The organism is Pseudomonas sp. FW306-02-D09B (assembly GCF_058782685.1).
Genome location: NZ_JBYSXY010000002.1, coordinates 457,346 through 481,594, shown reverse-complemented (window position 1 = coordinate 481,594; position 24,249 = coordinate 457,346). Strand labels below are relative to the sequence as shown.

The 24,249-nt window shown below is 59.7% G+C and carries 21 protein-coding genes and 1 tRNA gene; 5 read left to right on the top strand and 17 right to left on the bottom strand.

The window, feature by feature from the left end; genetic code table 11:
• Window positions 1-8 precede the first annotated feature (8 nt).
• The 4 genes from AC3WK5_RS06410 to rluD form a co-directional block, all read right to left on the bottom strand.
• Window positions 9-84: transfer RNA gene (locus tag AC3WK5_RS06410), tRNA-Asn, on the bottom strand.
• 296 nt (window positions 85-380) lie between these two features.
• Complete coding sequence (gene clpB / locus AC3WK5_RS06405; protein WP_103319395.1) at window positions 381-2,945, bottom strand: ATP-dependent chaperone ClpB; 2,565 nt, start codon at window positions 2,943-2,945, stop codon at window positions 381-383.
• A gap of 129 nt (window positions 2,946-3,074) precedes the next feature.
• Window positions 3,075-3,800, bottom strand: a complete 726-nt coding sequence (gene pgeF, locus AC3WK5_RS06400) for a peptidoglycan editing factor PgeF (RefSeq protein WP_103319397.1) — start codon at window positions 3,798-3,800, stop codon at window positions 3,075-3,077.
• The gene (rluD, locus tag AC3WK5_RS06395; protein ID WP_054595530.1) at window positions 3,797-4,759 is read right to left on the bottom strand and encodes a 23S rRNA pseudouridine(1911/1915/1917) synthase RluD; all 963 of its coding nucleotides are present in this window, start codon (window positions 4,757-4,759) and stop codon (window positions 3,797-3,799) included. Before rluD ends, pgeF begins: the two co-directional genes overlap by 4 nt.
• A gap of 152 nt (window positions 4,760-4,911) precedes the next feature.
• Between rluD and AC3WK5_RS06390 the strand changes: the two genes are divergently transcribed.
• The 4 genes from AC3WK5_RS06390 to AC3WK5_RS06375 all read left to right on the top strand — a co-directional run bounded on the left by AC3WK5_RS06390 (window position 4,912) and on the right by AC3WK5_RS06375 (window position 9,208).
• A complete protein-coding gene (locus AC3WK5_RS06390; RefSeq protein ID WP_054595529.1) occupies window positions 4,912-5,928 on the top strand; it encodes an outer membrane protein assembly factor BamD in 1,017 nt (338 codons plus the stop codon).
• A gap of 124 nt (window positions 5,929-6,052) precedes the next feature.
• A complete protein-coding gene (locus AC3WK5_RS06385; protein WP_054595528.1) occupies window positions 6,053-6,286 on the top strand; it encodes a PP0621 family protein in 234 nt (77 codons plus the stop codon).
• Window positions 6,276-7,865, top strand: coding sequence for a sensor histidine kinase (locus tag AC3WK5_RS06380; protein WP_103319398.1), 1,590 nt, complete (start codon window positions 6,276-6,278; stop codon window positions 7,863-7,865). Before AC3WK5_RS06385 ends, AC3WK5_RS06380 begins: the two co-directional genes overlap by 11 nt.
• Entirely contained in the window at window positions 7,862-9,208 is a 1,347-nt protein-coding gene (locus AC3WK5_RS06375; RefSeq protein WP_103319400.1) for a sigma-54-dependent transcriptional regulator, read from the top strand. The genes AC3WK5_RS06380 and AC3WK5_RS06375 overlap by 4 nt, the downstream gene beginning before the upstream one ends.
• A gap of 52 nt (window positions 9,209-9,260) precedes the next feature.
• Here AC3WK5_RS06375 and thiO read toward each other — a convergent pair whose 3' ends face one another.
• From thiO to AC3WK5_RS06340, 7 genes are read right to left on the bottom strand one after another with little or no spacing between them, the layout of a single operon-like run.
• A complete protein-coding gene (gene thiO, locus AC3WK5_RS06370) occupies window positions 9,261-10,361 on the bottom strand; it encodes a glycine oxidase ThiO (RefSeq protein WP_103319402.1) in 1,101 nt (366 codons plus the stop codon).
• Window positions 10,362-10,418: 57 nt separating this feature from the next.
• Window positions 10,419-10,820, bottom strand: coding sequence for a type IV pilin protein (locus tag AC3WK5_RS06365; RefSeq protein ID WP_054595524.1), 402 nt, complete (start codon window positions 10,818-10,820; stop codon window positions 10,419-10,421).
• Between the two features lie 15 nt (window positions 10,821-10,835).
• A complete protein-coding gene (locus tag AC3WK5_RS06360) occupies window positions 10,836-13,997 on the bottom strand; it encodes a pilus assembly protein (RefSeq protein ID WP_103319404.1) in 3,162 nt (1,053 codons plus the stop codon).
• Window positions 13,984-14,469 carry a pilus assembly PilX family protein gene (locus tag AC3WK5_RS06355; protein WP_371917639.1) on the bottom strand — a complete coding sequence of 162 codons (486 nt, stop codon included), beginning with the start codon at window positions 14,467-14,469 and terminating at the stop codon, window positions 13,984-13,986. Before AC3WK5_RS06355 ends, AC3WK5_RS06360 begins: the two co-directional genes overlap by 14 nt.
• Before the next feature lie 5 nt (window positions 14,470-14,474).
• Window positions 14,475-15,185, bottom strand: coding sequence for a PilW family protein (locus AC3WK5_RS06350; protein ID WP_103319406.1), 711 nt, complete (start codon window positions 15,183-15,185; stop codon window positions 14,475-14,477).
• On the bottom strand, window positions 15,182-15,628 hold the full coding sequence (pilV, locus tag AC3WK5_RS06345) for a type IV pilus modification protein PilV (RefSeq protein ID WP_103319407.1): 447 nt from the start codon (window positions 15,626-15,628) through the stop codon (window positions 15,182-15,184). Before pilV ends, AC3WK5_RS06350 begins: the two co-directional genes overlap by 4 nt.
• The gene (locus tag AC3WK5_RS06340) at window positions 15,625-16,098 is read right to left on the bottom strand and encodes a GspH/FimT family pseudopilin (protein WP_054595520.1); all 474 of its coding nucleotides are present in this window, start codon (window positions 16,096-16,098) and stop codon (window positions 15,625-15,627) included. Before AC3WK5_RS06340 ends, pilV begins: the two co-directional genes overlap by 4 nt.
• Window positions 16,099-16,221: 123 nt before the next feature.
• Here AC3WK5_RS06340 and AC3WK5_RS06335 point away from each other — a divergent pair, with 123 nt between their 5' ends.
• Complete coding sequence (locus tag AC3WK5_RS06335; RefSeq protein ID WP_054595519.1) at window positions 16,222-16,770, top strand: GspH/FimT family pseudopilin; 549 nt, start codon at window positions 16,222-16,224, stop codon at window positions 16,768-16,770.
• Here the strand turns inward: AC3WK5_RS06335 and ispH are convergent.
• The 6 genes from ispH to murJ form a co-directional block, all read right to left on the bottom strand.
• Window positions 16,747-17,694 (bottom strand): 4-hydroxy-3-methylbut-2-enyl diphosphate reductase, encoded by a 948-nt coding sequence (gene ispH / locus AC3WK5_RS06330; protein ID WP_103319409.1) that lies wholly within the window; start codon window positions 17,692-17,694, stop codon window positions 16,747-16,749. The two genes, AC3WK5_RS06335 and ispH, sit on opposite strands and share 24 nt — an antisense overlap.
• 133 nt (window positions 17,695-17,827) lie before the next feature.
• On the bottom strand, window positions 17,828-18,265 hold the full coding sequence (gene fkpB / locus AC3WK5_RS06325) for an FKBP-type peptidyl-prolyl cis-trans isomerase (protein ID WP_173860013.1): 438 nt from the start codon (window positions 18,263-18,265) through the stop codon (window positions 17,828-17,830).
• Between the two features lie 7 nt (window positions 18,266-18,272).
• Window positions 18,273-18,785, bottom strand: coding sequence for a signal peptidase II (gene lspA, locus AC3WK5_RS06320; protein ID WP_019691622.1), 513 nt, complete (start codon window positions 18,783-18,785; stop codon window positions 18,273-18,275).
• Window positions 18,778-21,609 (bottom strand): isoleucine--tRNA ligase, encoded by a 2,832-nt coding sequence (ileS, locus tag AC3WK5_RS06315; RefSeq protein ID WP_103319411.1) that lies wholly within the window; start codon window positions 21,607-21,609, stop codon window positions 18,778-18,780. The genes lspA and ileS overlap by 8 nt, the downstream gene beginning before the upstream one ends.
• A 13-nt stretch (window positions 21,610-21,622) precedes the next feature.
• Window positions 21,623-22,561: a bifunctional riboflavin kinase/FAD synthetase gene (gene ribF / locus AC3WK5_RS06310; RefSeq protein ID WP_054595515.1), complete on the bottom strand. Its 939-nt coding sequence runs from the start codon at window positions 22,559-22,561 to the stop codon at window positions 21,623-21,625.
• A 129-nt stretch (window positions 22,562-22,690) separates the two neighbouring features.
• On the bottom strand, window positions 22,691-24,229 hold the full coding sequence (gene murJ / locus AC3WK5_RS06305; protein WP_103319413.1) for a murein biosynthesis integral membrane protein MurJ: 1,539 nt from the start codon (window positions 24,227-24,229) through the stop codon (window positions 22,691-22,693).
• Window positions 24,230-24,249 lie beyond the last annotated feature (20 nt).

The window sequence follows — 24,249 nt, the reverse complement described above, 5'->3', positions numbered from 1 at the left end:
TTTGAAATTGGCTCCGTGACCAGGACTCGAACCTGGGACCCAATGATTAACAGTCATTTGCTCTACCGACTGAGCTATCACGGAACTACATATTTCAATTACAACTGTGAAGCTTGCCTCACCTCTTCGACCCGTTCGCATCGCTGCGTTCGTGTGTCTGAGGCGCGCTATTTTACAATCTTAAGCACCTCTGTCAACCCCCTAAATTGCTTTCAAGACAATGATTTGCAACTTATTTCAGATTTCTCCTTGGGGAGAAGAAACCGCTGGGGTGACTTACTGCGGGGCGCACTTTACAAGCCTTTTCCTTACAGTTCAACACCCTAAGAAAAAAAAGGCCCCGCGATGCGGGGCCTCCTTCATTGCCGTGCAGCGAACGGTCAGTTGAAAACGATTTCGTCGTTCGCCACAGTGGCCGTCACAGTGGTGCCTGGCAAGAAAGTACCGGCCAGAATCAGCTGTGCCAACGGGTTCTCGATCCAGCGCTGGATCGCTCGTTTGAGTGGCCGTGCGCCATAGACCGGGTCGTAACCCACCGCAATCAACTTATCCAGCGCCTCGCTGCTCAGCGTCAGTTTCAGCTCGCGCTCGGCCAGACGGCTGCGCAGGCGACCCAACTGGATCTCGGTAATGCCGGCAATCTGATCCCGTGCCAATGGCTCGAAGATCACCACTTCGTCGATCCGGTTGATGAACTCCGGACGGAAGTGTGTCGACACTGCATCCATCACCGCTGCACGCTGCGCTTCACGATCACCGACCAGTTCCTGGATCTGCACCGAGCCCAGGTTGGAGGTCATGACGATCACCGTATTGCGGAAATCCACGGTACGCCCATGGCTGTCGGTCAGACGGCCATCTTCCAGCACTTGCAGCAACACGTTGAACACGTCCGGGTGGGCCTTCTCGACCTCGTCCAGGAGAATCACCGAATACGGCTTGCGACGCACCGCCTCGGTCAGGTAACCGCCCTCCTCGTAGCCCACGTAGCCTGGTGGCGCACCGATCAGCCGCGCCACGGAATGTTTCTCCATGAACTCGGACATATCGATCCGCACCATCGCCTCTTCGGTATCAAAGAGGAATTCGGCCAAGGCTTTGCACAACTCGGTTTTACCGACACCGGTCGGGCCGAGGAACATGAACGAGCCGCTTGGACGATTCGGGTCGGACAACCCGGCACGCGAACGGCGCACAGCGTTGGCCACCGCCACCACGGCTTCGTTCTGGCCGATCACGCGTTGGTGCAACAGGCTTTCCATCTTCAGCAGCTTGTCGCGCTCGCCTTCGAGCATTTTCGACACCGGAATACCGGTCCATTTCGACACGACTTCGGCGATCTCTTCTTCAGTCACCTTGCTGCGCAGCAACTGGTTTTCGCTCTTGCCATGCTGGTCGACCATTTGCAGGCTGCGTTCCAGATCCGGGATCACCCCGTACTGCAATTCGGCCATGCGGTTGAGGTCGCCTTTGCGGCGGGCAGCTTCCAGTTCCTGGCGGGACTGTTCGATTTTCTGCTGGATCTGCGCAGAACCCTGCACTTCGGCTTTTTCCGAAGCCCAGATTTCTTCCAGATCCGAATACTCACGCTCGTGCCGGGCAATTTCTTCCTGGAGCTTTTCAAGACGCTTCTTCGCCGCTTCATCGTCCTCTTTCTTCAGCGCCTGAGACTCAACCTTCAGTTGAATCAAACGCCGCTCCAGACGATCCAGCACTTCCGGCTTGGAGTCGATCTCCATGCGAATGCGGCTGGCCGCTTCGTCGATCAGGTCGATAGCCTTGTCCGGCAACTGACGGTCGGTAATGTAGCGATGGCTCAACTTGGCCGCCGCAATGATCGCGCCGTCGGTGATCGCCACCTTGTGGTGAACCTCGTAGCGCTCTTTCAGACCACGCAGGATCGCGATGGTGTCTTCTTCGCTCGGTTCATCCACCAGGACCTTCTGGAAGCGCCGCTCAAGGGCCGCATCCTTCTCGATATATTGGCGATACTCGTTGAGCGTGGTCGCGCCGACGCAATGCAGCTCGCCACGGGCCAGGGCCGGTTTGAGCATGTTACCGGCGTCCATCGAGCCTTCGGCTTTACCGGCACCGACCATGGTGTGCAGTTCGTCGATGAACAGGATGATCTGGCCTTCCTGCTTCGACAGCTCGTTAAGCAGGGATTTCAGGCGCTCTTCGAACTCGCCACGGTACTTGGCACCGGCAATCAGCGCGCCCATGTCCAGCGACAGCAGGCGTTTGCTTTTCAGACCATCCGGCACTTCGCCGTTGATGATGCGCTGGGCCAGGCCTTCGGCGATGGCGGTTTTACCCACGCCAGGCTCACCGATCAGCACCGGGTTGTTCTTGGTGCGGCGCTGCAGGACCTGGATGGTCCGGCGAATCTCGTCGTCACGGCCGATCACCGGGTCGAGCTTGCCTTCTTCGGCGCGCTTGGTCAGGTCAATGGTGTATTTGTCCAACGCCTGACGCGATTCCTCGACGTTGGCGTCATTCACCGCTTCGCCGCCACGCAGGTTGTTGATCGCGTTTTCCAGGGCTTTCTTGCTCACGCCCTGACCGAGCAGCAACTTGCCGAGCTTGCTGTTCTCGTCCATGGCAGCGAGCAGCACCAGCTCGCTGGAGATGAACTGGTCACCCTTCTGCTGGGCCAGGCGATCGGCCTGATTGAGCAGACGCGCCAAGTCCTGCGACATGTTCACGTCGCCGGTGGGATTCTGGATTTTTGGCAGACGGTCGAGCTCTTTGCTCAACTCTTTGCGCAGGCTGTTGATGTCAAAACCGACTTGCATCAACAACGGCTTGATCGAGCCGCCCTGCTGCTCCAGCAGCGCTTGCATCAGGTGCGCAGGTTCAATACCCGGATGGTCGAGGCCGACAGCCAGGGATTGGGCGTCGGACAAGGCTAACTGCAATTTACTGGTTAAACGGTCTATACGCATTGGTCACCTTCCTTTGAGCAGGCCGGAGCGATGGACACACCTAAATAGAGAAACCTGCCAGATACCCCACTAGATGCGGTCAATTCTGGAAGATTCAAGCAGCGTTTGATTGACGCAGATCAGATAAGTCTAGCGTTCGAGCCAGACCAGGGAAGCAAACCGACCGGTGCGCGGACTGCGGCGGTAAGAGAAGAAGCGTGGATCGGTCACGGTGCAGAAGCCGCCACCGTAAACCGCAGTAACACCGCAGGCTGCCAGGCGCAGGCGCGCCAGCGTATAGATGTCGGCCATGAACTTGCCGGCGTTATGGCTCGGGACGAAGGCCTGATCGGTTTCCGCGAGTTGCCGGACAAAGGCTTCGCGAACTTCCGGGCCGACTTCGAACGCTTTCGGACCAATGGCCGGGCCGAGCCAGACCAGCACCTCGGCAGGGTCTACGGCCAGGCTTTCGACGGTGGCCTCCAGCACACCCGCCGCCAGACCGCGCCAACCGGCGTGAGCGGCAGCGACACGGGTGCCAGCGCGGTCACAGAACAACGCTGGCAGACAATCCGCAGTCATTGCCGTACAGGCGATGCCCGGCGTGGCCGTCCAGCTGGCATCGGCCGTCGCCACTGCAGTCGGAGCGGCACAGGCCACGGTAACCCCGTGAACCTGTTGCAACCAGGCCGGCTGAATAGAGAAGTGATCGGTGAGACGACGGCGGTTCTCGGCAACCGCTTCAGGGTTGTCGTCGACGTGATCGCCCAGATTGAGGCTGTCGAACGGCGCCAGACTGACGCCGCCCGCCCGGGTGGTGACGCAGGCTTTTACCCCGGCCGGCGCGGGCCAGTCAGGAATCAGCCAGTCATTCATCCGATGAACGCCTCACGGTCTTGCTTGAGCAGCGACAGCAACCAGACGAAATCGTCCGGCAGTGGCGACTCCCAGCTCATGCGCTTACCGGTGGTCGGATGATCCAGTTCCAGGAAACGCGCATGCAGCGCCTGACGCGGGAAATGTTTCAGCGATTCAACCATGGTCACACTGGCTGCCGGCGGAATACGGAAGCGACCGCCGTAGGCAGGATCTCCGACCAACGGGAAGTTGATGTGGGCCATGTGCACGCGAATCTGGTGCGTACGACCGGTTTCCAGCTTGACCCGCACGTGAGTGTGGGAGCGGAAACGCTCGAGCACGCGGTAATGACTGACCGCCTGCTTGCCACCTTCCATCACCGCCATGCGCTGGCGTTGCTGGCCGTGACGACCGATCGGCGCGTTGATCTTGCCGCCGGCAGTGACCACGCCGATCACGATGCATTCGTAGATCCGGCTGACGCTGCGGCTCTGCAACTGAGTGACCAGCTGCGTCTGCGCCTGAATGGTCTTGGCCACCACCATCAGACCGGTGGTGTCCTTGTCCAGACGGTGCACGATACCGGCGCGCGGCACATTGATGATGTCCGGCACGTGGTGCAGCAAGGCGTTGAGCAAGGTGCCGTCGGCGTGACCGGCGGCAGGATGCACCACCAGGCCCGCAGGCTTGTTGATCACCAGGATGTCGTCATCTTCATAGACGATGTCCAGCTCGATGTCTTGAGCGATCCATTCGCCCTGAGCTTCCTGCTCGGCAGTGAGTTCAAGAATGGCGCCGCCGTGGACGATGTCTCGCGGGCGGATAACCGCTCCATCCACAGTCAGGCGGCCGTCTTTGATCCAGGCGGAAAGGCGCGAGCGCGAGTGCTCAGCGAATAATTGTGCGGCGACTTGATCGAGGCGTTGGCCGCCCAGTTCGGACGGCACCTCTGCGCGAAGTTCAATTTTATCGGACATGCTCAGACTAGGCGTCGGCTACAGCCTTTGGTTTCGGCTGCGCGCTTGTGGTTAAATACGGCGTCTTTTGCCCCGAGGCTTTTCAACGGGGCACTCATCATAACAGGACGGCCCCGCCCAAGACAGCGGCCGTCATAGGGACGCAAGCCGCCATGCAAGTGAAACACCTGCTGCTGATCGCCATCCTCGCATTGACCGCTGCTTGCTCATCGAAGGAAGTCGTCGACGAAAACCTGAGCGAGGTCGAGCTGTACCAGCAGGCCCAGCACGATCTGGATAACAATAGCTATACCAGCGCCACCGCCAAGTTGAAGGCTCTGGAATCGCGTTATCCGTTCGGCCGCTATGCTGATCAGGCTCAACTCGAACTGATTTATGCGAACTACAAGAACGCCGAGCCGGAGGCCGCCAAGTCTGCCGCCGAGCGTTTTATCCGCCTGCACCCGCAGCACCCGAACGTCGACTATGCGTACTACCTCAAGGGCCTGACCTCCTTTGACCAGGACGTCGGCCTGCTGGCGCGCTTCCTGCCGCTGGACATGACCAAGCGTGACCCGGGCGCCGCACGTGACTCCTACAACGAGTTCGCCCAGCTCACCAGCCGTTACCCGAACAGCCGCTACGCGCCAGACGCCAAGCAGCGCATGATTTATCTGCGCAACCTGCTGGCGTCCTACGAGATTCACGTAGCCGACTACTACCTGACCCGTCAGGCGTACGTTGCAGCGGCCAACCGTGGTCGTTATGTAGTGGAAAACTTCCAGGAAACCCCTTCGGTCGGTGACGGCCTGGCGGTGATGGTCGAGTCCTACCAGCGCCTGCACCTGGACGAACTGGCCAACACCAGCCTCGAAACCCTGAAGCTCAACTACCCGAACCACCCGACCCTGGTCGACGGTCAGTTCGTACCACGCGTTGCCGAAGCCGACAACCGTTCGTGGCTGAGCAAGGCCACTCTGGGCCTGATCGAGTCCCGCCCACCGCTGCCGCCGGGCGAAACCCGCGCCAACCAGGACGTGATGAAGCAGTTCCAGGATGCCAAGGACGCGATCCCTGCCGAGCTCAAGCCTAAAGAAGGCGATGCGGTTGAAGAACAGCCGCACGAGGCCGAAGGCAAAAGCAGCGACCGCTCGTGGTTCAGCCGCCTGACCTTCGGTGTGTTCGACTGACACCTTGGGGCACCAAAAAGGGAGACTTTCGAGTCTCCCTTTTTTATGCCCGCGTTTTATTGCGCTGTGCGCTTCTCCAGTCCTTGGCTAAACTGCCGGATTATTCATTGCAAAGCGGTTCATCATGCTTCGTTTACTGTTCTGGATTGCCCTGATTGCTGCAGCAGTATGGTTCTGGCGCAAGTTCAAGCGCCCAGACGAAACCTCCCATACGTCCAGCGAACTCGATGCACCGCCCATGGTTCGCTGCGCCCATTGCGGCGTACACCTGCCACGCGACCGCGCGCTGAGCCTTCAACAACAGTGGTATTGCAGCCAGGCTCACCTCGAGCAAGGCCCGAGTTCACGTGATCGCTGAGATCTCGAGCCCTGGCGACAAACAGGCCCAGCGACTGCTGCGCCTCTATCATCTCTACCGTTTAAGCATCGGCCTCCTTCTGGTGCTGTTGATCTCCAGCAACATGGACAACCAGTTGCTGGAGTTCACCAACGACGACCTGCTGCGCAATGGCAGTTGGTTGTACCTGATTCTGAATATCCTGCTGGTGGTATTTGCGGGAAACCCCAGACAACCCGCACAGATCTTCGGCCTCACGCTGGTTGATATCCTGCTGTTATCAGTGCTGTTCTATGCCGCAGGTGGCGTCCCCAGCGCCATCGGCAATCTGCTGATCGTGTCCGTGGCGATCGGCAATACACTGCTGCGCCGGCGCATCGGCCTGCTGCTCGCGGCAGTCGCCGCCATCGGTATCATTTCCCTGACTTTCTCCCTGAGCGGCAGCCACCCGACTGGCGCCAATCACTACTTGCAAGCCGGCACCCTGGGCGCCCTGTGCTTTGCCGCAGCCTTGCTGGTGCAAGGCCTGACCCGACAACTGGAGGTCAGCGAGAGTCTGGCCCAGCAGCGCGCCAGCGAAGTGGTCAGCCTGGAAGCGCTCAATGCGCTGATCCTGCAACGCATGCGCACCGGCATCCTGGTACTCGACAGTGAGCGCCGGGTTCAGTTGGCCAATCACAGCGCCTTGAGTCTGTTTGGCCAGACACACCTCGACGGCCAACTCATCGACGATTATTCGACAGCCTTGGTCGAGCGCCTGCAACTCTGGCTCAACAACCCGACCTTGCGCCCACAAAGCCTGAAAGTCGCCCGCACTGGCCTGGAACTGCAACCGAGCTTCATCGCGCTGGGCCTGAACGAACAACGCCAGACCCTGGTATTTCTCGAAGACCTTGCCCAGGTCGCGCAACAAGCCCAGCAACTCAAGCTTGCAGCACTGGGGCGGCTGACCGCAGGCATTGCCCATGAAATCCGCAACCCATTGGGTGCCATCAGCCACGCGGCGCAGTTGCTGAACGAGTCTGAGGAACTGATCGGCGCCGACCGGCGTCTGACGCAGATTATTCAGGACCATTCACAACGCATGAACCGAGTGATAGAAAACGTCCTGCAGCTTTCACGGCGCCAGCAAGTCGTACCGCAACGGCTCGACTTGAAGCAGTGGCTGGAGCAGTTCGTGTGCACGGTGCGCGAAGGAGCAACGGATCGCCAACAGATTCATCTGAACGCCGGTCCAGGCCCCTTCACCACTTTGATAGACCCAGACCAACTGACTCAGGTGCTCGATAACCTGTTGCGCAATGCCTGGCGCCACAGCGCCCTTGCGCACGAACAGGCCGAAGTCTGGCTCACGCTGTTTATCGACCCCGACAGTCAGCTTCCAACCCTGGATGTGCTGGACAATGGCCCCGGCGTTTCAGCGGAGCAGCAAGCGCATTTGTTCGAACCGTTCTTCACCACCAGTAGCCAGGGTACTGGCCTGGGTCTCTATCTGTCCCGTGAGCTGTGCGAAAGCAACCAGGCCCGCCTAGACTTCAAACCACGCCAAGGCGGCGCCTGCTTTCGCATCACCTTTGCTCACGGACGGAAACAAAGTTGAAGACAAGCCCACGGCAAAAAGTCCTGATCGTCGATGACGAACCGGATATTCGCGAACTTCTGGAAATCACCCTCGGCCGAATGAAACTCGATACGCTGAGCGCGCGTAATGTCGGCGAAGCGCGGTTGTTGCTGGCCCAGGAGCGGTTCGACCTGTGCCTGACCGATATGCGCTTGCCCGACGGCACCGGCCTGGAGCTGGTGCAGCACATTCAGCTGACCCATCCCTACGTGCCTGTGGCGATGATCACCGCTTATGGCAGCCTTGATACCGCCATCAACGCGCTGAAAGCCGGGGCCTTCGACTTCCTGACCAAACCGGTGAACCTCACCCGACTGCGCGAGCTGGTGGTCAGCGCCCTGCGCTTGCCGGTCGCGGGCGACGCTGCCAGTGCCATCGATCGCCGGCTGCTCGGCGACTCAGTGCCCATGCGCAACCTGCGCACACAAATCGACAAACTGGCGCGCAGCCAGGCACCGGTGTACATCAGCGGCGAATCGGGCAGTGGAAAGGAACTGGTCGCCCGGCTGATTCATGAACAAGGCCCACGTAGCAGCCAGCCGTTTGTGCCGGTCAACTGCGGGGCAATTCCGTCCGATTTGATGGAAAGCGAGTTTTTCGGTCATCGCAAAGGCAGTTTCAGCGGCGCCATCGAAGATAAACCCGGGCTGTTCCAGGCGGCTAACGGCGGGACACTGTTTCTCGATGAAGTGGCCGACTTGCCGCTGGCAATGCAGGTCAAGTTGCTGCGCGCGATTCAGGAGAAGGCGGTACGCAGCATCGGCGGACAGCAGGAAGCCATCATCAATGTGCGAATACTCTGTGCGACCCACAGGGATCTGGACGCCGAAGTGGCCGCTGGGCGCTTTCGGCAGGATTTGTACTATCGGCTGAATGTCATCGAGTTGCGCGTCCCGCCGCTACGCGAGCGCCGTGACGACATCGAGCTGCTGGCCAGTCATGTACTCAAGCGTCTCGCGGCAGGCAGCGGCTTGCCGGCCGTCCATCTCCATCCGCAAGCCCTCGATGCACTCAAGCACTACCGTTTTCCGGGCAACGTCCGCGAGCTGGAAAACATGCTCGAACGCGCGTACACCCTGTGCGAAAACAAGCAGATCGAAGCCAGCGACCTGCGCCTGACTGATGGCAATTGCAGCGCCGATACCGGATTGCCGGACCTGACGAAAATCGACAACCTTGAGCAGTATCTGGAGAACGTCGAACGCAAACTGATTCTCCAGGCGCTCGAAGAAACCCGCTGGAACCGCACAGCGGCGGCCCAGCGGTTGAACCTGTCGTTTCGGTCAATGCGTTACAGGCTGAAAAAGCTGGGGCTGGACTGAGGCCGTTTTATATAGACGACCCTCGCCACAGGCTGTGCTTTTGCCTGAAGGACTAGATTCGCCCGGTCGGTGCATAAGGCGCCGGATCGATAACCGGTTCGCGCCCCAGCATTACATCCGCAAACAACTGGCACGACGCCGGCGCCAGCACCAAGCCGTTGCGGTAATGCCCGCAATTGAGCCATAACCCGGCAAATCCGGGCACTTCGCCAATATACGGAATCCCTTCCGGCGACCCCGGCCGCAGCCCCGCCCAATGCCCGACCACTTCGGCCTCGGCCAGCGCCGGAATCAGCTCGACCGCCGAGGCCTTGAGGCTTTCCAGCGCGGACTCGGTCGGTGTCTTGTCGAACCCTTCATGTTCCAGCGTACTGCCGATCAGGATATGCCCGTCTCGGCGCGGAATGGCGTAACGGCCCTTGGCCAGAATCATGCTCGACAGGAAGTCCGACGCGCACTTGTAGAGAATCATCTGCCCCTTGACCGGCTCGACCGGTAGATCCAGGCCCAGGGTTTTCAGTAAATCACCGCTCCAGGCGCCGGCGGTCAGTACCACCTGATCGCCATGGATCGGGCCTTTTGAAGTCTCGACGCCCACCACCGCATCGCCTTCACGGATGAACGCGCTGACCTCGCACTGTTCATGAATGGTCACGTTGGGCAGCGCCAGCAAGGCTGCCTTGAGCGACTTCACCAGTCGCGGGTTACGCACATTAGCGACATCGGCCATGTAGATTGCCCGCGAGAACCCCTGCCCCAATACCGGCACGGCATCATGAGCAGCCGAGATATCCACAGGGCTCAACGGACGATTTTCGCGTTTTGCCCAAGCCAGGGCCTCGGCTTCGTCATCCAGATCCAGCCAGTACAGGCCCGTGGTGTGCACCTCGGGATCGACCCCGGTACTCGCAAACAGACGTTCAGCCAGTTGTGGATAAAAATCCTGGGACCAGTGGGCCAATGCGGTGACCGCCGGGCTGTAGCGCCACGGGTACAGCGGCGAAACGATGCCGCCACCGGCCCACGAAGATTCCTGCCCCACGTTCGAGCGATCCAGCAGGACCACGCTCTGCACGTGCGACGCCAGATTAAACGCGGTCAGCAGGCCGATCACCCCACCGCCGACAATCACCACTTGCTGTTGCTTGGCCATCATCTGATCCAACAATAAAAAAGACAGGGGGCGCCAAACGCGCCCGAGGAAAGGTACTCAGCGACCCCAGCAATCCTTGGTGGTCAGCCCGGTCGTCGCATTGTTCATGCCTCTGACGCCGGTGTTGCTGAGGGTGAAATCCCCACACTTGTCACTGGCCATCGTTGACCCGGCCTTGCGCACGGCGGTGAGCAAGAAGGTCTGATCGGTCAGTGTCGGGGTAATGGTGTAGTAGTCATTGCCGGCACTCAGCCCGGTAGCGTTGCTGTACACATTGTTTTTCGAATAGAACCGTTCAAGGTTTTGTGCCTGCTCGGACAGCAGCCCTGCAATTTCGGTGCGATGGCTGCGCTTCACGTACTCGGTAAGGAGTGGAGCGGAAATGGTCACCACAATCCCGATGATCGCGATCACGATCATGATTTCGATCAGGGTAAAACCTTGGTTGGATCTGCGCATTGCCTCAACTCTCACTTACTGTATTTGTCGCCACATGATTCGACGGCTGCCGCCGCCGGATTTTTCAACCAGAGTGGTGATGCCGCCACTGGAGTCGTTCACGATTTTGCGGGCTGCACTGTTGACGATCGCATTCAGCGTCGGAATACCACCGGTAAAAATCACCCCGCTGGAGATCGTGTCGTTCGTGTCGACCAGGCCATCGCCATTGGTGTCGAGCACCGCATAGTTGAGCATCTTACCGCTGAACGCATCGAGTTCGACCAGTTTGCCGTTGCCAAAGCTTGAACAGGGATCCGTGGTGTCGATGCTGGCCGTGGTAAATACAATTCGCCCGAGCACCAGGGCCGCCTGATTGATCACCCGCTCACCGGTCAGGGCATTGTTGTACACCAGCGGCAAGTACCAGCCGTTCTGCGCCGGATAGGTCACCGGATTCTGTGAGGTAGAGATGAACTGCCCCCCGGCGGTCCCCGTGAAGACCCCGGTCACAGCCTGCGCCTGCAAGCTCGACACGCTGATCTGCCCCGAGCCTCCATCGGCATCCCAGACCCCATAGAACGCTTGCAGGTCCTTGCTGAGTTTGTCAGCGGTCTCGTTGAATTTCCCGGTGCCGAAAAACACCTCTTTGCCGTTGATCGGATGGTCCGCCAGCAACGGTTGCGCAGTGATCGGCTGCGTCGCGCCGCCCGGTGCAGTGAATAGCGGCTTACCGGAAAAGGCCACGCCCCAGCTGGCGGGGTTCGAGCTGCTCAAGTCGAACTTCCACATCCGGCCTTTCAAATCACCGCCATAGGCCGCCTGGACAATGCTTTGCGAATCGACCTTGAGCTTGACCGATGACAGGCCGTTGGTGGTTTCGGTGCTGTCGATAACGATTTTCCTGATCAGCGAACCATCGCGAATATCCACCACGTACAGCGCGGCAACACCCGAATTGCTGCCGTAGCCATTGGAGATAAAGGCCGCCCAACGACCATCGGCCAAGCGTGCCACTTCCGGCCGTGCGTAGGCATAACCCAGATCATTGAAAGTGTTCGCGGTATTGACAGTGGTCGGCGCGCTGATTTCCCACAAGGCGTTGGTCACGTTCCCCGCCGTCCCATCAAACAGCTGCACGGCGTAAAAGGTCTTGCCGCCCGCCCCCACGCCACCCAGGGCCAGGGTTTTCCAGGCGTTATTGAGCTGGGCATCGAACACGCCAACCTGGCCATCGTTGAGAAACTTGTGGCTGGTGCCATTGATGTAGGCGGTATCGGCGATGAAATGCAGCGACGACAGCACGCTGGAAGGCATGTAGCCGTAGCGCCGCGCACCGTTGCCGGCGTTGATGACATTCACGAAGCCGTCGTTGGCATTCACCACCAGGCTGGTGTTCATGTTCGCGGCCTTGCTGGTCAGGAACGTGCTGTAACTGGTGCTGCCGGCCAGGTCCGAAGCGGTTTTGTCGGTAGGCGATGCCAGCGTCAATGGCGAGTTGATGATGTCCCCCAGCAGCACGGTACGGGTCTTCAAGCCGGCTTTGTTGGTGCCCTTGCTCCACTCCACCAGATCACTGCCGCTGATACCGGTCGGCAGGTTCTGGCTGAGGCTGGTTTGCTGGGTGCTGGAGAAGTTGCCGTAGGCCAGGGTAACCGCGGCGTTGGTTGTGGTGTTCCAGGACTGATAAGTCGGTGCCGTCGCGCCTGGAACGATGGCTGTGTCGGTGGTCCACAGCACCGAGGTGGTGTCCACGGCTCCGCTTGAGGTGAAGCCAAATGCCTTGATCGTGCCGCGCCAGTCCTTGGGGTCATAACTGGTCTGGAAATAACTGGAGCCACTGGTCACTGTGTTGCTGCTGGCGACACCGCTGCCACCCGAGCCAGCCTTGGTGGAAATGTTGCTCAAGGCTGCCGATAACGCGGTGTTGAGGCTGGCGCTGTCGGTTGCCTGATAGTACTTGCCCTGCCCGTAACGGGCGGCATCCGCCAACATCTGATTGGCGGTCGCGAACCCCACCGTGTAGGTGTTCAGGTTTTGCTTGGGGAAGTCCGGGGAACTCCAGCTTTTACCCGCCAGGTCCGTGCCGGTGGAGCGCATGTCGATGTCAAAGGCGAATTTGGCGATGTCGTCCAGGTACAGGGTGTCACCCTCGTCATCGCCGTTAAGGTCGTTACCGTCATTGTTGATCCCGTCCCAGTTGGGCAGCCGGGTACCGCCGAGTGGATCGTCGCTAGGGAAAGTTCGGTCGTAGGTCGGCAGGCCATCGGTGATGACCACCCCGTAGCTCTTCTGGCAGCGGTACTGGATCGGACTGGTGTAGGTGGCTGGCCCTGAGTTGTAGTACGGCGTCATGCCGCGAAAATAGCGGGTGATTTCGTAGTAGGTTTCTGCCAGTGGTGTATTGGATATTGCGCTCAAGCCGCCGATAGCAGAGATCAGCGCGTTGTAGTTGGCGTCCGCCTGGGCCTGGGTCACGCTGCCGCTGACCACCGTCAGATCACTGATGTCGTTGACGATGTAACCGCCATTACCGGCATTATTGTTGCCAATACCACTGCCATGGCCGTTGCCATGATTACCATCGCTGTTGCCGTGGGTATTCGGCGAATTAAAGGTTGCCAGACCGAAACGCAGCCCGCGATTACTGGTGATCAGCGCCGTGGCTACGTTGCGCGCCACGTTGATTCGGTAGTCATTGGGTATCGAGCCGTCGGTGAAGTCGCGATTGCTGCCGTTGGCCAGGCTCACCAGGTAGGAAATGTAGTTGTCGGAATAACGGGTGTTGCCGCCTCCCACCGGGTCCGGGAGCTTCAGGCACAGCGGCGTCAGGCTGTTTTTGTAGAACGCGTAGTAACCGCTGGAACACCCCGACTGGGGCAAACTGGAGAGCAGGATCGGATCGCCGACGATAGCGGAGCCACTCAAACACAAGCCCAAGAGCGCGTTACATTGCTGGGCCGGAGTTCGTGAAACGGTCGGGTCAAACCCCAAGGCATAGATGATGCTGTTCATGCTCCCCGAATCATCGAGCAACAGCAGTACGTTTGGCGCGACTGCCGACGCGCCGAGCAGTGGTGAATCCGATGGCGTGAAGGCATACGCCGGTGCGGCCAGATAAAGCCCCAGCAGCCAGCCGCAGACTAACTGCGTCAACCAATGGCGCGGCTCCCGACGACGAGCCTCAGTATTTCGCATAGATGCTCTCCACCACACTGCGCGAAGTACCCGCCAACCCGACGGCCGTGACCCGATAGAGCGTCGCCGAAGTGTTGCTCGGGATATTCACGGCGCTCAACGTAGTGCCCAGGTTCTGCACACCGTAAAAGCCGCTGCCGGCAGCGATCCAGGTCACCCCGGAGGTGGCGTTGAAGCCAGCAGCCGTGATCACTGAAGATTCGGCCGGCGGGGCACATTGGGTGGTGTTGGCGCAGGCCGCCAGGGTGTATGCGCTCAGTTGTACGGCGCTTTCACCGATCCGCAACGCTGCCTCTGCGCCCTGGAAAGATTGATTGCGCAGCGTCACGCTGCCGGCCATTTTTTCCTGGAGCGTGGCGTTCTGCATCGACGAGATACCAATCAGCGTCAACAGCAGCAGAAACACCAGGCTCATCAGCAGTGCCATGCCGCGCTGGGCGTGTGCCTTGAGGGGCGAAAGAATCATTGGCATCGCCCCTACATCAACCGGTTGCGCAAAGCGGCAACCACGTTGAAAGTCTGATTGCGCACGCGGTTGTTGGGATCCGTCAGGGTCAGCGTCAAACGCACACTGCGGATTCGCGTCGGGTCGGTCGGATTGCTGCTGTAACTCGACGCGGCAACATCGGTGGCGCTGGTGGCCATGCCGAAGGTCACGTTGAAAGCACTGACGTTGTTCACCAGTACCGCCGATGCACCGCCGGTGCCAGAGGTCATCAGGATCTGGCCATTGCTCAGGCTATAGGCCAACCGCCGGATCGGAAACGCCAGTTGCCCGGCTGCGGGGGTGTGCGCCCCTGAGTAGGCCGTTGCGCTGGTTCGGCAGTCAGACACCACAGTCCAGGTAGGCACGCCACCGTTGCCGCCGACATCCGACGTCACCAGGGTCAGTTTGAGCGCGGTGTTGTCCCAACTGATGGGGGTGATCTGGTTGGCATTGAAGTCGCCGGCCGAGCTCGCGTCGGTAATCGTCCCCAGGCAACCGAACATCCCGACCATGCGAATTTCCTGAATCATTTTGCTCAGGACAAACCGCGCATCCTCCTGCATCCCGGCAGAGGTGTTCTGGCTGACGTAGGTGCTTTTCGCCGAGATGAAAATTTGCGCTACGCCGAGCACCACGATCAGGCTGATCGCCATGGCGATCATCAGCTCGATCAGACCAAACCCTCGCGACGATCGACTCATGGCGTCACCAACGGATCGACGGTGGCACGACTGCTCAGGACAAAGCTGCGAGTCGAAGTAGCGGCGGCTGCCCGCGAGTCATCCCAGGTGATGGTGATGGTATACACCCGCTGGTTCAGGGTAATGCTGCCCGTAGCGGTCGGGCCGCCGAAGCTGATGATATTGGTGGTGAAGTCATACAGGTCCTGATCCCGGGTGACATTCAAGTTGCCCGAGGTCGGCGGCGTGACGGTGTAGTCGGCCGCAGAATTGGCGCGAATCCGGTCCATCATGTCGTAGGCAATGAAGCTCGCCTGGCTGGTCATCAGCGAGCTGTCGGTGTACTTCAGCGCATTCAGCTGAGTCGCCGCCGCGCCCAATAGCCCTACGCTCAGAATCAACAGCGCAACCAACACTTCGATCAGTGTCATGCCGTCCTGTGCACGCGATCCCGCTCCTGTCATCCGCAGCTTCCACCCAAGACAATCCGTCCGTTTAAACACACGCTGAGCGTCCGGCTCTGCGCCCCTGATACGTAATTGAACAGCACTGCCGTGGCCGGCGCCGACAACCCACCCAAGTTGTTGAAATCGATGCTGGTCACTCCAGAGGTTAGCGTCAGAGTGGCGCCGCTGCTCATCGCCGGAATAACCCGCAATACATTCGCCGGTGAACCGGTGCTGTCGTACACCGTCAACTCCCCGGTCCAGACGCTGCCGCCGGCTGTTGGCCGGATGCGCGTGGTGATGCCCCGGTCGATCGCCTCCAGGCGGGCGTAATTGAGTCCTCGCTGCAAATCACTGATTTCGGTATCGGCCTTGGCGTTCTGTATTGAACTGTTGAACGCCGGGACCGCCAGGGTGAGAAGAATCGCCATGACCGCAAGGATCACCAGCAATTCGACCAGCGTGAAACCTTTTGTACGATGATTCATCGCTGCCCTCCGCTGCCAACGACTACACCTAGCTGTATCAAGCTAGAACATTCAACCGGTAGCCGCAGGGTTGTTTTGACATTCGTTGCACAACCCAACGCCCTCTCCAGGGAAGGAGATGCCATGCATCAGAAGGGTTTCGGTCTGATAGAACTGCTTATCGGACTGGCAATCGCAGCGATCGTTCTGCACCAGGTCAGTCCGGTGCTCAGCGAGTACACGCAATCAGTGAGTCGCGAGACCGCGGCGCAAACACTCGCCAGCGGCATGCGCAACGCCCGCACCGAGGCCATCCTGCGCAATCAGACCCTTGTCATCCACGCGTTGAACGACGATTGGGGTCAAGGCTGGCGAATCATTCTGGACATTAGTGGCGAGGGGCATCAGGACAGCAGCAACCCGCTGTTGCTCGAGCGCCAGACAAGCGTCGGGGTGCCGATTGTGGGCAATCGGCCGGTGAGGAGTTTTGTACGGTTCAGCGGTCTGGGCGAGCCGCAGTTGCCCAGCGGTGCCTTTCAGGCCGGGACGTTGCACATCTGCGCGGACCGCGAGCCGGTCAGTCATCACCAGGTGGTGCTGTCCAGAAGCGGCCGCGTCAGCCTGCGCAGCGACAAGGCCGAGCAGGCCTTGTGTGCGGGAGGTGAGGAATCAGAGCAGGGAGCGAACGCGTAGCTCTTTGGGCATGGAGAAGGTGATGTTCTCCTCGCGACCGGCCAGTTCATCGGCGCCGGTAGCGCCCCAGGCCTGCAGTTGCTCGATAACGCCACGAACCAGCACTTCCGGTGCCGAGGCCCCGGCGGTGATGCCGATACGCTCGACGCCATCGAACCAGCTACGCTGCATGTCTTCGGCACCGTCGATCAGGTACGCCGGGGTAGACATGCGCTCGGCCAGCTCGCGCAAGCGGTTGGAGTTGGAGCTGTTCGGGCTGCCGACCACCAGCACCACGTCACATTCGTCAGCCAGTTGCTTGACGGCATCCTGACGGTTTTGCGTGGCGTAGCAGATGTCGTCCTTGCGTGGGCCGCCAATGGCCGGGAAACGAGTGCGCAAGGCATCGATCACACGGCTGGTGTCGTCCATCGACAAGGTGGTCTGAGTGACGAAGGCGAGTGTTTCAGGATTGCGCACATTCAACGCGGCAACGTCCTTTTCGTCTTCGACGAGGTAGATCGCACCACCGTTGCTGGCGTCGTACTGGCCCATGGTGCCTTCGACTTCCGGGTGACCGGCGTGGCCGATCAGAATGCACTCACGACCGTCGCGGCTGTAGCGCGCCACTTCGATGTGCACTTTGGTCACCAGTGGGCAAGTCGCATCGAAGACCTTCAGGCCACGGCCTGCAGCTTCGGTACGAACGGCCTGGGAAACCCCATGGGCGCTGAAAATCACGATGACGTCGTCCGGCACCTGATCCAGTTCTTCAACGAAGATTGCCCCGCGTGCGCGCAGGTCTTCAACGACGAATTTGTTGTGGACCACTTCGTGGCGCACATAGATTGGCGGCCCGAAGACTTCCAGGGCGCGGTTGACGATTTCGATCGCCCGGTCCACGCCGGCGCAGAAGCCACGGGGGTTGGCGAGTTTGATTTGCATGCTGTGCCTCGTGTCTTGCGCGCAAGAAATTAGATCATTTGTAGGAGCTGAGCTTGCTCGCGATGACTGATTGTCAGTCAACATCAATGTTGAATGTCAGGCCCTCATCGCGAGCAAGCTCAGCTCCTACAGGTTACAGCGCTTTGACGTTGATGATTTCTACGTCAAAGGTCAATGTCTTGCCAGCCAGCGGGTGGTTGAAGTCGATGGTCACCTGAGCGTCATCGAATGCCTTGACCACACCGGGCAGCTCAGTATTCGCCGCATCGTTGAAGATCACCAGCAGGCCTTCGGACAGTTCCATATCCTGGAACTGCGAACGCGGGATGATCTGCACGTTTTGCGGGTTGGGCTGGCCAAAGGCGTTTTCTGGCTGAATCGTCAGATTACGCTTGTCACCCGCCTTGAAGCCAAACAGCGCAGCTTCGAAACCTGGCAGCAGGTTGCCGTCGCCGACCTTGAAGGTCGCCGGGGCTTTGTCGAAGGTACTGTCGACGGTGTCGCCGTTCTCCAGGCGCAATGCAAAGTGCAATGTGACTTCCGTGTTCTGGCCGATGCGTTGCTCAGCCAATACCTGTTCAGTCATGAACGGCTTCTCCGGTCTTCTTGCTTTTGAACATATCCAGCGCGAGCATCACGGCCCCGACGCTGATGGCGCTGTCGGCAAAGTTGAACGCCGGGAAATACCAGCGGTTCTGCCAATGCACCAGAATGAAATCGATCACATGGCCCAGGGCAATGCGGTCGTACAGGTTGCCCAGCGCGCCGCCGAGCACCAGTGCCAGCGCAATCGCCAGCCAGGTGTCGTTGCGCCCCAGACGCTTGAGCCAGACCACCAGCACCGCACTGACCACGACCGCGATCAGGGCAAACAACCAGCGCTGCCAGCCGGAGCTGTCAGCCAGGAAACTGAAGGCAGCGCCTGTGTTGTAGGCCAGGGTCCAGCTGAAGTAATCAGGGATCACCACGATTTGCTGGTACATGGTCAACGAGCTTTCGAAGTGGAACTTGCTGGCCTGGTCAATGACCAGAACCAGCACGCTCAACCAGAGCCAGCTCAGCCGTCCGAAACGGCTAGCAGCATTAGGCATAGTGACGAACCTCGCCAGCACCGCTGATGTTGTCGACGCAACGACCGCAGATTTCCGGATGCTCCGGGTTCACGCCAACGTCTTCACGGCAGTGCCAGCAACGGGCGCACTTGGCGAAGCTCGACTTGACCACTTTGAGTTTCAGACCGCTGACTTCGGTTTCAACCGCGTCGGCCGGCGCTTGCACAAACGGTGCAATGCTGGCGGTGGAGGTGATCAACACGAAGCGCAGTTCGTTGCTCAGCTTGGCCAGGTCGGCGCTCAGCGCTTCTTCGGCAAACAGCGTCACTTCGGCTTGCAGGTTACCGCCCACGGCCTTGGCCGCGCGCTGGATTTCCATTTCCTTGTTGACCGCGACCTTGACCGCCATGATCCGCTCCCAGTAGGCGCGGTCCAGTTCGAAGCCTTCCGGCAACTCGCTGAGGCCTTCGTACCAGGTGTTGAGCATGACCGATTCATTGCGCTCGCCTGGCAGGTACTGCCACAACTCGTCGGCAGTGAACGCGAGGATCGGCGCGATCCAGCGCACCAGCGCTTCGGAGATGTGGAACAGCGCGGTTTGCGCCGAACGGCGGGCCTTGCTGTTGGCGCCAGTGGTGTACTGACGGTCCTTGATGATGTCGAGGTAGAAACCGCCCAGCTCCTGCACGCAGAAGTTGTGCACCTTGGAGTAGACGTTCCAGAAACGGTATTCACCGTAGTGCTCTTGCAGCTCGCGTTGCAGCAGCAAGGTACGGTCCACGGCCCAACGATCCAGCGCGAGCATTTCTTCTGCCGGCAGGATGTCGGTGGCAGGATTGAAACCGGTCAGGTTGGAAAGCAGGAAGCGCGCGGTGTTACGGATCCGCCGGTAGGCGTCCGCACTGCGTTGCAGGATCTGGTCGGAAACCGCCATTTCACCCGAATAATCGGTCGAAGCGACCCATAGGCGCATGATATCGGCGCCCAGGGTGTCGTTGACTTTCTGCGGCGCGATCACGTTGCCCAGGGACTTGGACATCTTGCGACCGGCTTCGTCGACGGTGAAACCGTGGGTCAGCAGCTCGCGGTACGGCGCATGGTTGTCGATGGCGCAACCGGTCAACAGCGACGAGTGGAACCAGCCGCGGTGTTGGTCGGAACCTTCCAGGTACAGGTCGGCACGCGGACCGTTGTCGTGGCCCATAGGGTGCGAACCGCGCAGGACGTGCCAGTGCGTGGTGCCCGAATCGAACCAGACGTCGAGGGTATCGCTGATCTTGTCGTACTGCGGCGCTTCGTCACCGAGCAGCTCGGCCGCGTCCATCTTGAACCAGGCTTCGATACCTTCGACTTCGACGCGCTGGGCGACCTCCTCCATCAGCTCGACGGTGCGTGGGTGCAGTTCGCCGCTTTCCTTGTGCAGGAAGAACGGGATCGGCACGCCCCAGTTGCGCTGGCGAGAGATGCACCAGTCCGGACGGTTGGCGATCATCGAATGCAGGCGCGCCTGGCCCCAGGCCGGTACGAATTTGGTGTCTTCAATGGCTTTGATCGCGCGTTTGCGCAAGGTGTCGCCAGTTGCCGGCTGTTTGTCCATGCCGATGAACCACTGCGCCGTAGCGCGGTAGATCAGCGGGGTCTTGTGACGCCAGCAGTGCATGTAGCTGTGTTCGATGATGCTGGTGTGCAGCAGCGCACCGACTTCCGTCAGCTTGTCGACGATAGCCGGGTTGGCCTTCCAGATGAACTGGCCGCCGAAAAACTCAAGCGACGGCACGTAAACGCCGTTGCTTTGTACCGGATTGAGGATGTCGTCGTTGACCATGCCGTAAGCTTTGCAGGTCACGAAGTCGTCTACACCGTAGGCCGGCGAGGAGTGAACCACGCCAGTGCCGGCGCCCAGTTCGACGTACTCGGCCAGGTAAACCGGCGACAGGCGATCGTAGAACGGGTGACGGAAGTTGATCAGTTCCAGCGCCGCACCAGTGGCGGTGGCGATGACCGAGCCTTCGAGGTTGTAGCGAGCCAGGCACGACTCGACCAGCTCTTCAGCCAGCACCAGCAGTTTGTCGCCGACGTCGACCAGGGCGTAGTTGAACTCAGGGTGAACGTTCAGCGCCTGGTTGGCCGGGATGGTCCACGGGGTAGTGGTCCAGATCACGATCGAAGCCGGTTTGCCCAACGATGGCAGGCCGAAGGCGGCAGCCAGTTTGGCTTCGTCGGCAATCGGGAAGGCGACGTCGATGGTCGAGGACTTTTTGTTCTCGTATTCAACTTCGGCTTCAGCCAGGGCCGAACCGCAGTCGAAGCACCAGTTCACAGGCTTGAGGCCCTTGAACACGAAACCACCCTTGACGATTTCCGCCAAGGCGCGGATTTCGCCGGCCTCGTTCTTGAAATCCATGGTCTTGTACGGGTTGGCGAAGTCACCCAGCACACCCAGGCGGATGAACTCGGACTTCTGGCCTTCGATCTGTTCGGTGGCGTAGGCACGGCACAGCTCACGGGTTTTATCCGCCGTGAGGTTCTTGCCGTGGGTCACTTCGACTTTGTGCTCGATCGGCAGACCGTGGCAGTCCCAGCCCGGAACATAAGGCGCATCGAAACCCGAAAGGGTCTTCGAGCGGATGATCATGTCCTTGAGAATCTTGTTGAGCGCATGACCGATATGAATGGTGCCGTTGGCGTACGGAGGACCGTCGTGCAGAACGAACTTCGGACGATCCTTACCAATCTCACGCAACTTCTGGTACAGGCCAATGCTGTCCCAGCGCTGCAGAATCTGCGGTTCGCGCTGAGGCAGGCCGGCCTTCATTGGGAAGGCGGTGTCCGGAAGGTTTAGCGTGGCTTTATAGTCGGTCATTTAAGGCTCTTCATTAGCGATTGGCGCTAGGTGCGGCTAGGGCACGGGCGGCGGCGACATCCGCATTGATCGCCGTCTTAAGCGCCTCCAGAGAGGCGAAACGCTGCTCTTCGCGCAGCTTGTGGTGGAAAACCACCGTCAAACGCCGGTCATACAGATCGCCGGCAAAATCTAGAATATGGACTTCAAGGTGGGCTTTGCCATCACCTTCAACCGTTGGCCGAACGCCAATATTGGCGACGCCTGGCCAGGTCTTGCCGTCGACTTCGACGCTCACCAGGTAAACCCCGGTCAGCGGCACACGACGACGCTTGAGTTGCACGTTGGCGGTTGGCGTACCCAATTGGCGCGCCAGCTTCTGCCCGTGCAGGACCCGCCCGGCAATCCCGAACGGATGGCCGAGCAAGCGCTCGGCCAAGGTAAAATCAGCGGCGGCCAAGGCATTACGCACTTGCGTGCTGCTGACACGCAACCCGTCCAGCTCAACGGTCTGCGCCGCTTCGACGGTGAACCCCTGGACGGCCCCGGCCTGTAGCAGGAAATCGAAATCCCCTACCCGATCACAGCCGAAACGGAAGTCGTCACCGACCTCCAGATGCTGCACACCCAAGCCATCGACCAGAATGGTGTCAACGAACTCGGCAGCGCTGAGCTTGCTCAAACGATGATTGAAAGCCAGGCACAGAACCCGGTCAACCCCTTCGGCGGCCAGCAACTGCAGCTTGTCGCGCAAGCGCGCCAGACGGGCCGGAGCCGTGTCCGGGGCGAAAAACTCACGCGGCTGCGGCTCGAAAATCACCACGCAGCTGGGTACACCCAACTCGAGCGCACGCTCACGCAGTCGGGCCAGGATAGCCTGGTGACCACGGTGAACACCGTCAAAGTTGCCAATAGTGGCGACACAGCCCCGATGCTGGGGGCGCAAATTGTGGAGGCCTCGAACCAGCTGCATAACGCGCTTCTTGCTCATAAAGTGGTCGATTATAACCACACCCGGCGGCCGACAACAGGCAACACCGTAACCCAAAGTGATCGAACCGACAAAACTGGCGCCCGACCTGCGATTATTGATGCCGCGTCTTCAGTTCAACGCCTTGCGATTGAAGTCCCGCAGACGAAAGCCCATCAACGCCAACATACCGAAATAGGTCACCACACCCGCCCCCACCAAAGCCCCCAGACGCAGGAAGCGCCCCGGCATGTGCCCTTCGCCCCAGGCCGGCATGAAATGCATCGCCCCCAGCAAGACTGCGGACATCACCGTCACCGCGATCACCAGCTTGAGCCCAAACAGGCCCCAGCCTGGCTGCGGCTGATACATCTTCTGTTTGCGCAACTGATAGAACAACAAACCGGCGTTGATACATGCACCCAAGCTAATAGCCAAGGCCAGCCCTGCGTGCTTCAACGGGCCGATCAAGGCCAGGTTGAACAACTGAGTGACGACCAGCGTGAAAATCGCGATTTTTACCGGTGTGCGAATGTTTTGTTGCGCATAGAAACCCGGCGCCAGCACTTTAATCACGATAATCCCGAGCAAACCGACCGAGTAGGCAATCAGGGCACGCTGGGTCATCGAGGCATCAAATGCGCTGAATTGACCGTACTGGAACAGCGAAACGGTCAGCGGCTCCGCCAGAATCCCCAGCGCCAGCGAGCACGGCAGCACCAGCACGAAGCACAAACGCAGGCCCCAATCGAGAATGCGCGAGTATTCGTGGCGGTCCTTGCTGGCGTAGGTTTTGGCCAGCGTCGGCAGCAAAATCGTGCCCAAAGCCACACCGAGAACGCCGGACGGCAACTCCATCAGGCGGTCGGCGTAATACATCCAGGACACCGAACCCGCCACCAGAAACGAGGCAAAAATGGTGTTGATGATCAGCGAAATCTGGCTGACCGAGACCCCGAGGATCGCCGGCAGCATCTGTTTCATCACCCGCCAGACACCGGTATCGCGCAGATTAAGGCGCGGCAACACCAACATGCCGATTTTTTTCAGGTGCGGCAGTTGATAGAGCAATTGCGCCAGGCCACCGACCAGCACGGCCCAGCCCAGCGCCATTACCGGCGGATCGAAGTACGGCGTCAGGAACAATGCGAAGACGATCATGCTGACGTTGAGCAGCGTCGGCACGAAGGCCGGCACCGAAAAACGGTTCCAGGTATTGAGGATCGCCCCGGCCAGCGAGGACAGCGAAATCAGCAATATATAAGGAAAGGTCACTCGTAACAGGCTGGAGGTCAGCTGGAATTTTTCCGGCGTATTGGTAAACCCCGGGGCCGTTGCCCAGATGACCCAGGGCGCCGCGACCATCCCCAGAATCGTGACCAGCGCCAGTACCAGCGTGAGCAAGCCCGACACGTAAGCGATGAAAGTTCGTGTCGCCTCCTCGCCCTGCTGACTTTTGTATTCCGCCAGGATCGGCACAAAGGCCTGGGAAAACGCCCCCTCGGCGAAGATTCGCCGCAACAGATTGGGCAGTTTGAAGGCGATAAAGAAGGCGTCTGTGGCCATCCCGGCGCCAAATATGCGTGCGACGAGCGTGTCACGGACGAACCCCAGAACCCGGGAAAGCATCGTGATAGAGCTGACGGCGGCCAACGATTTAAGCAGGTTCATTGAAGAGTTTTTGCCTGTCG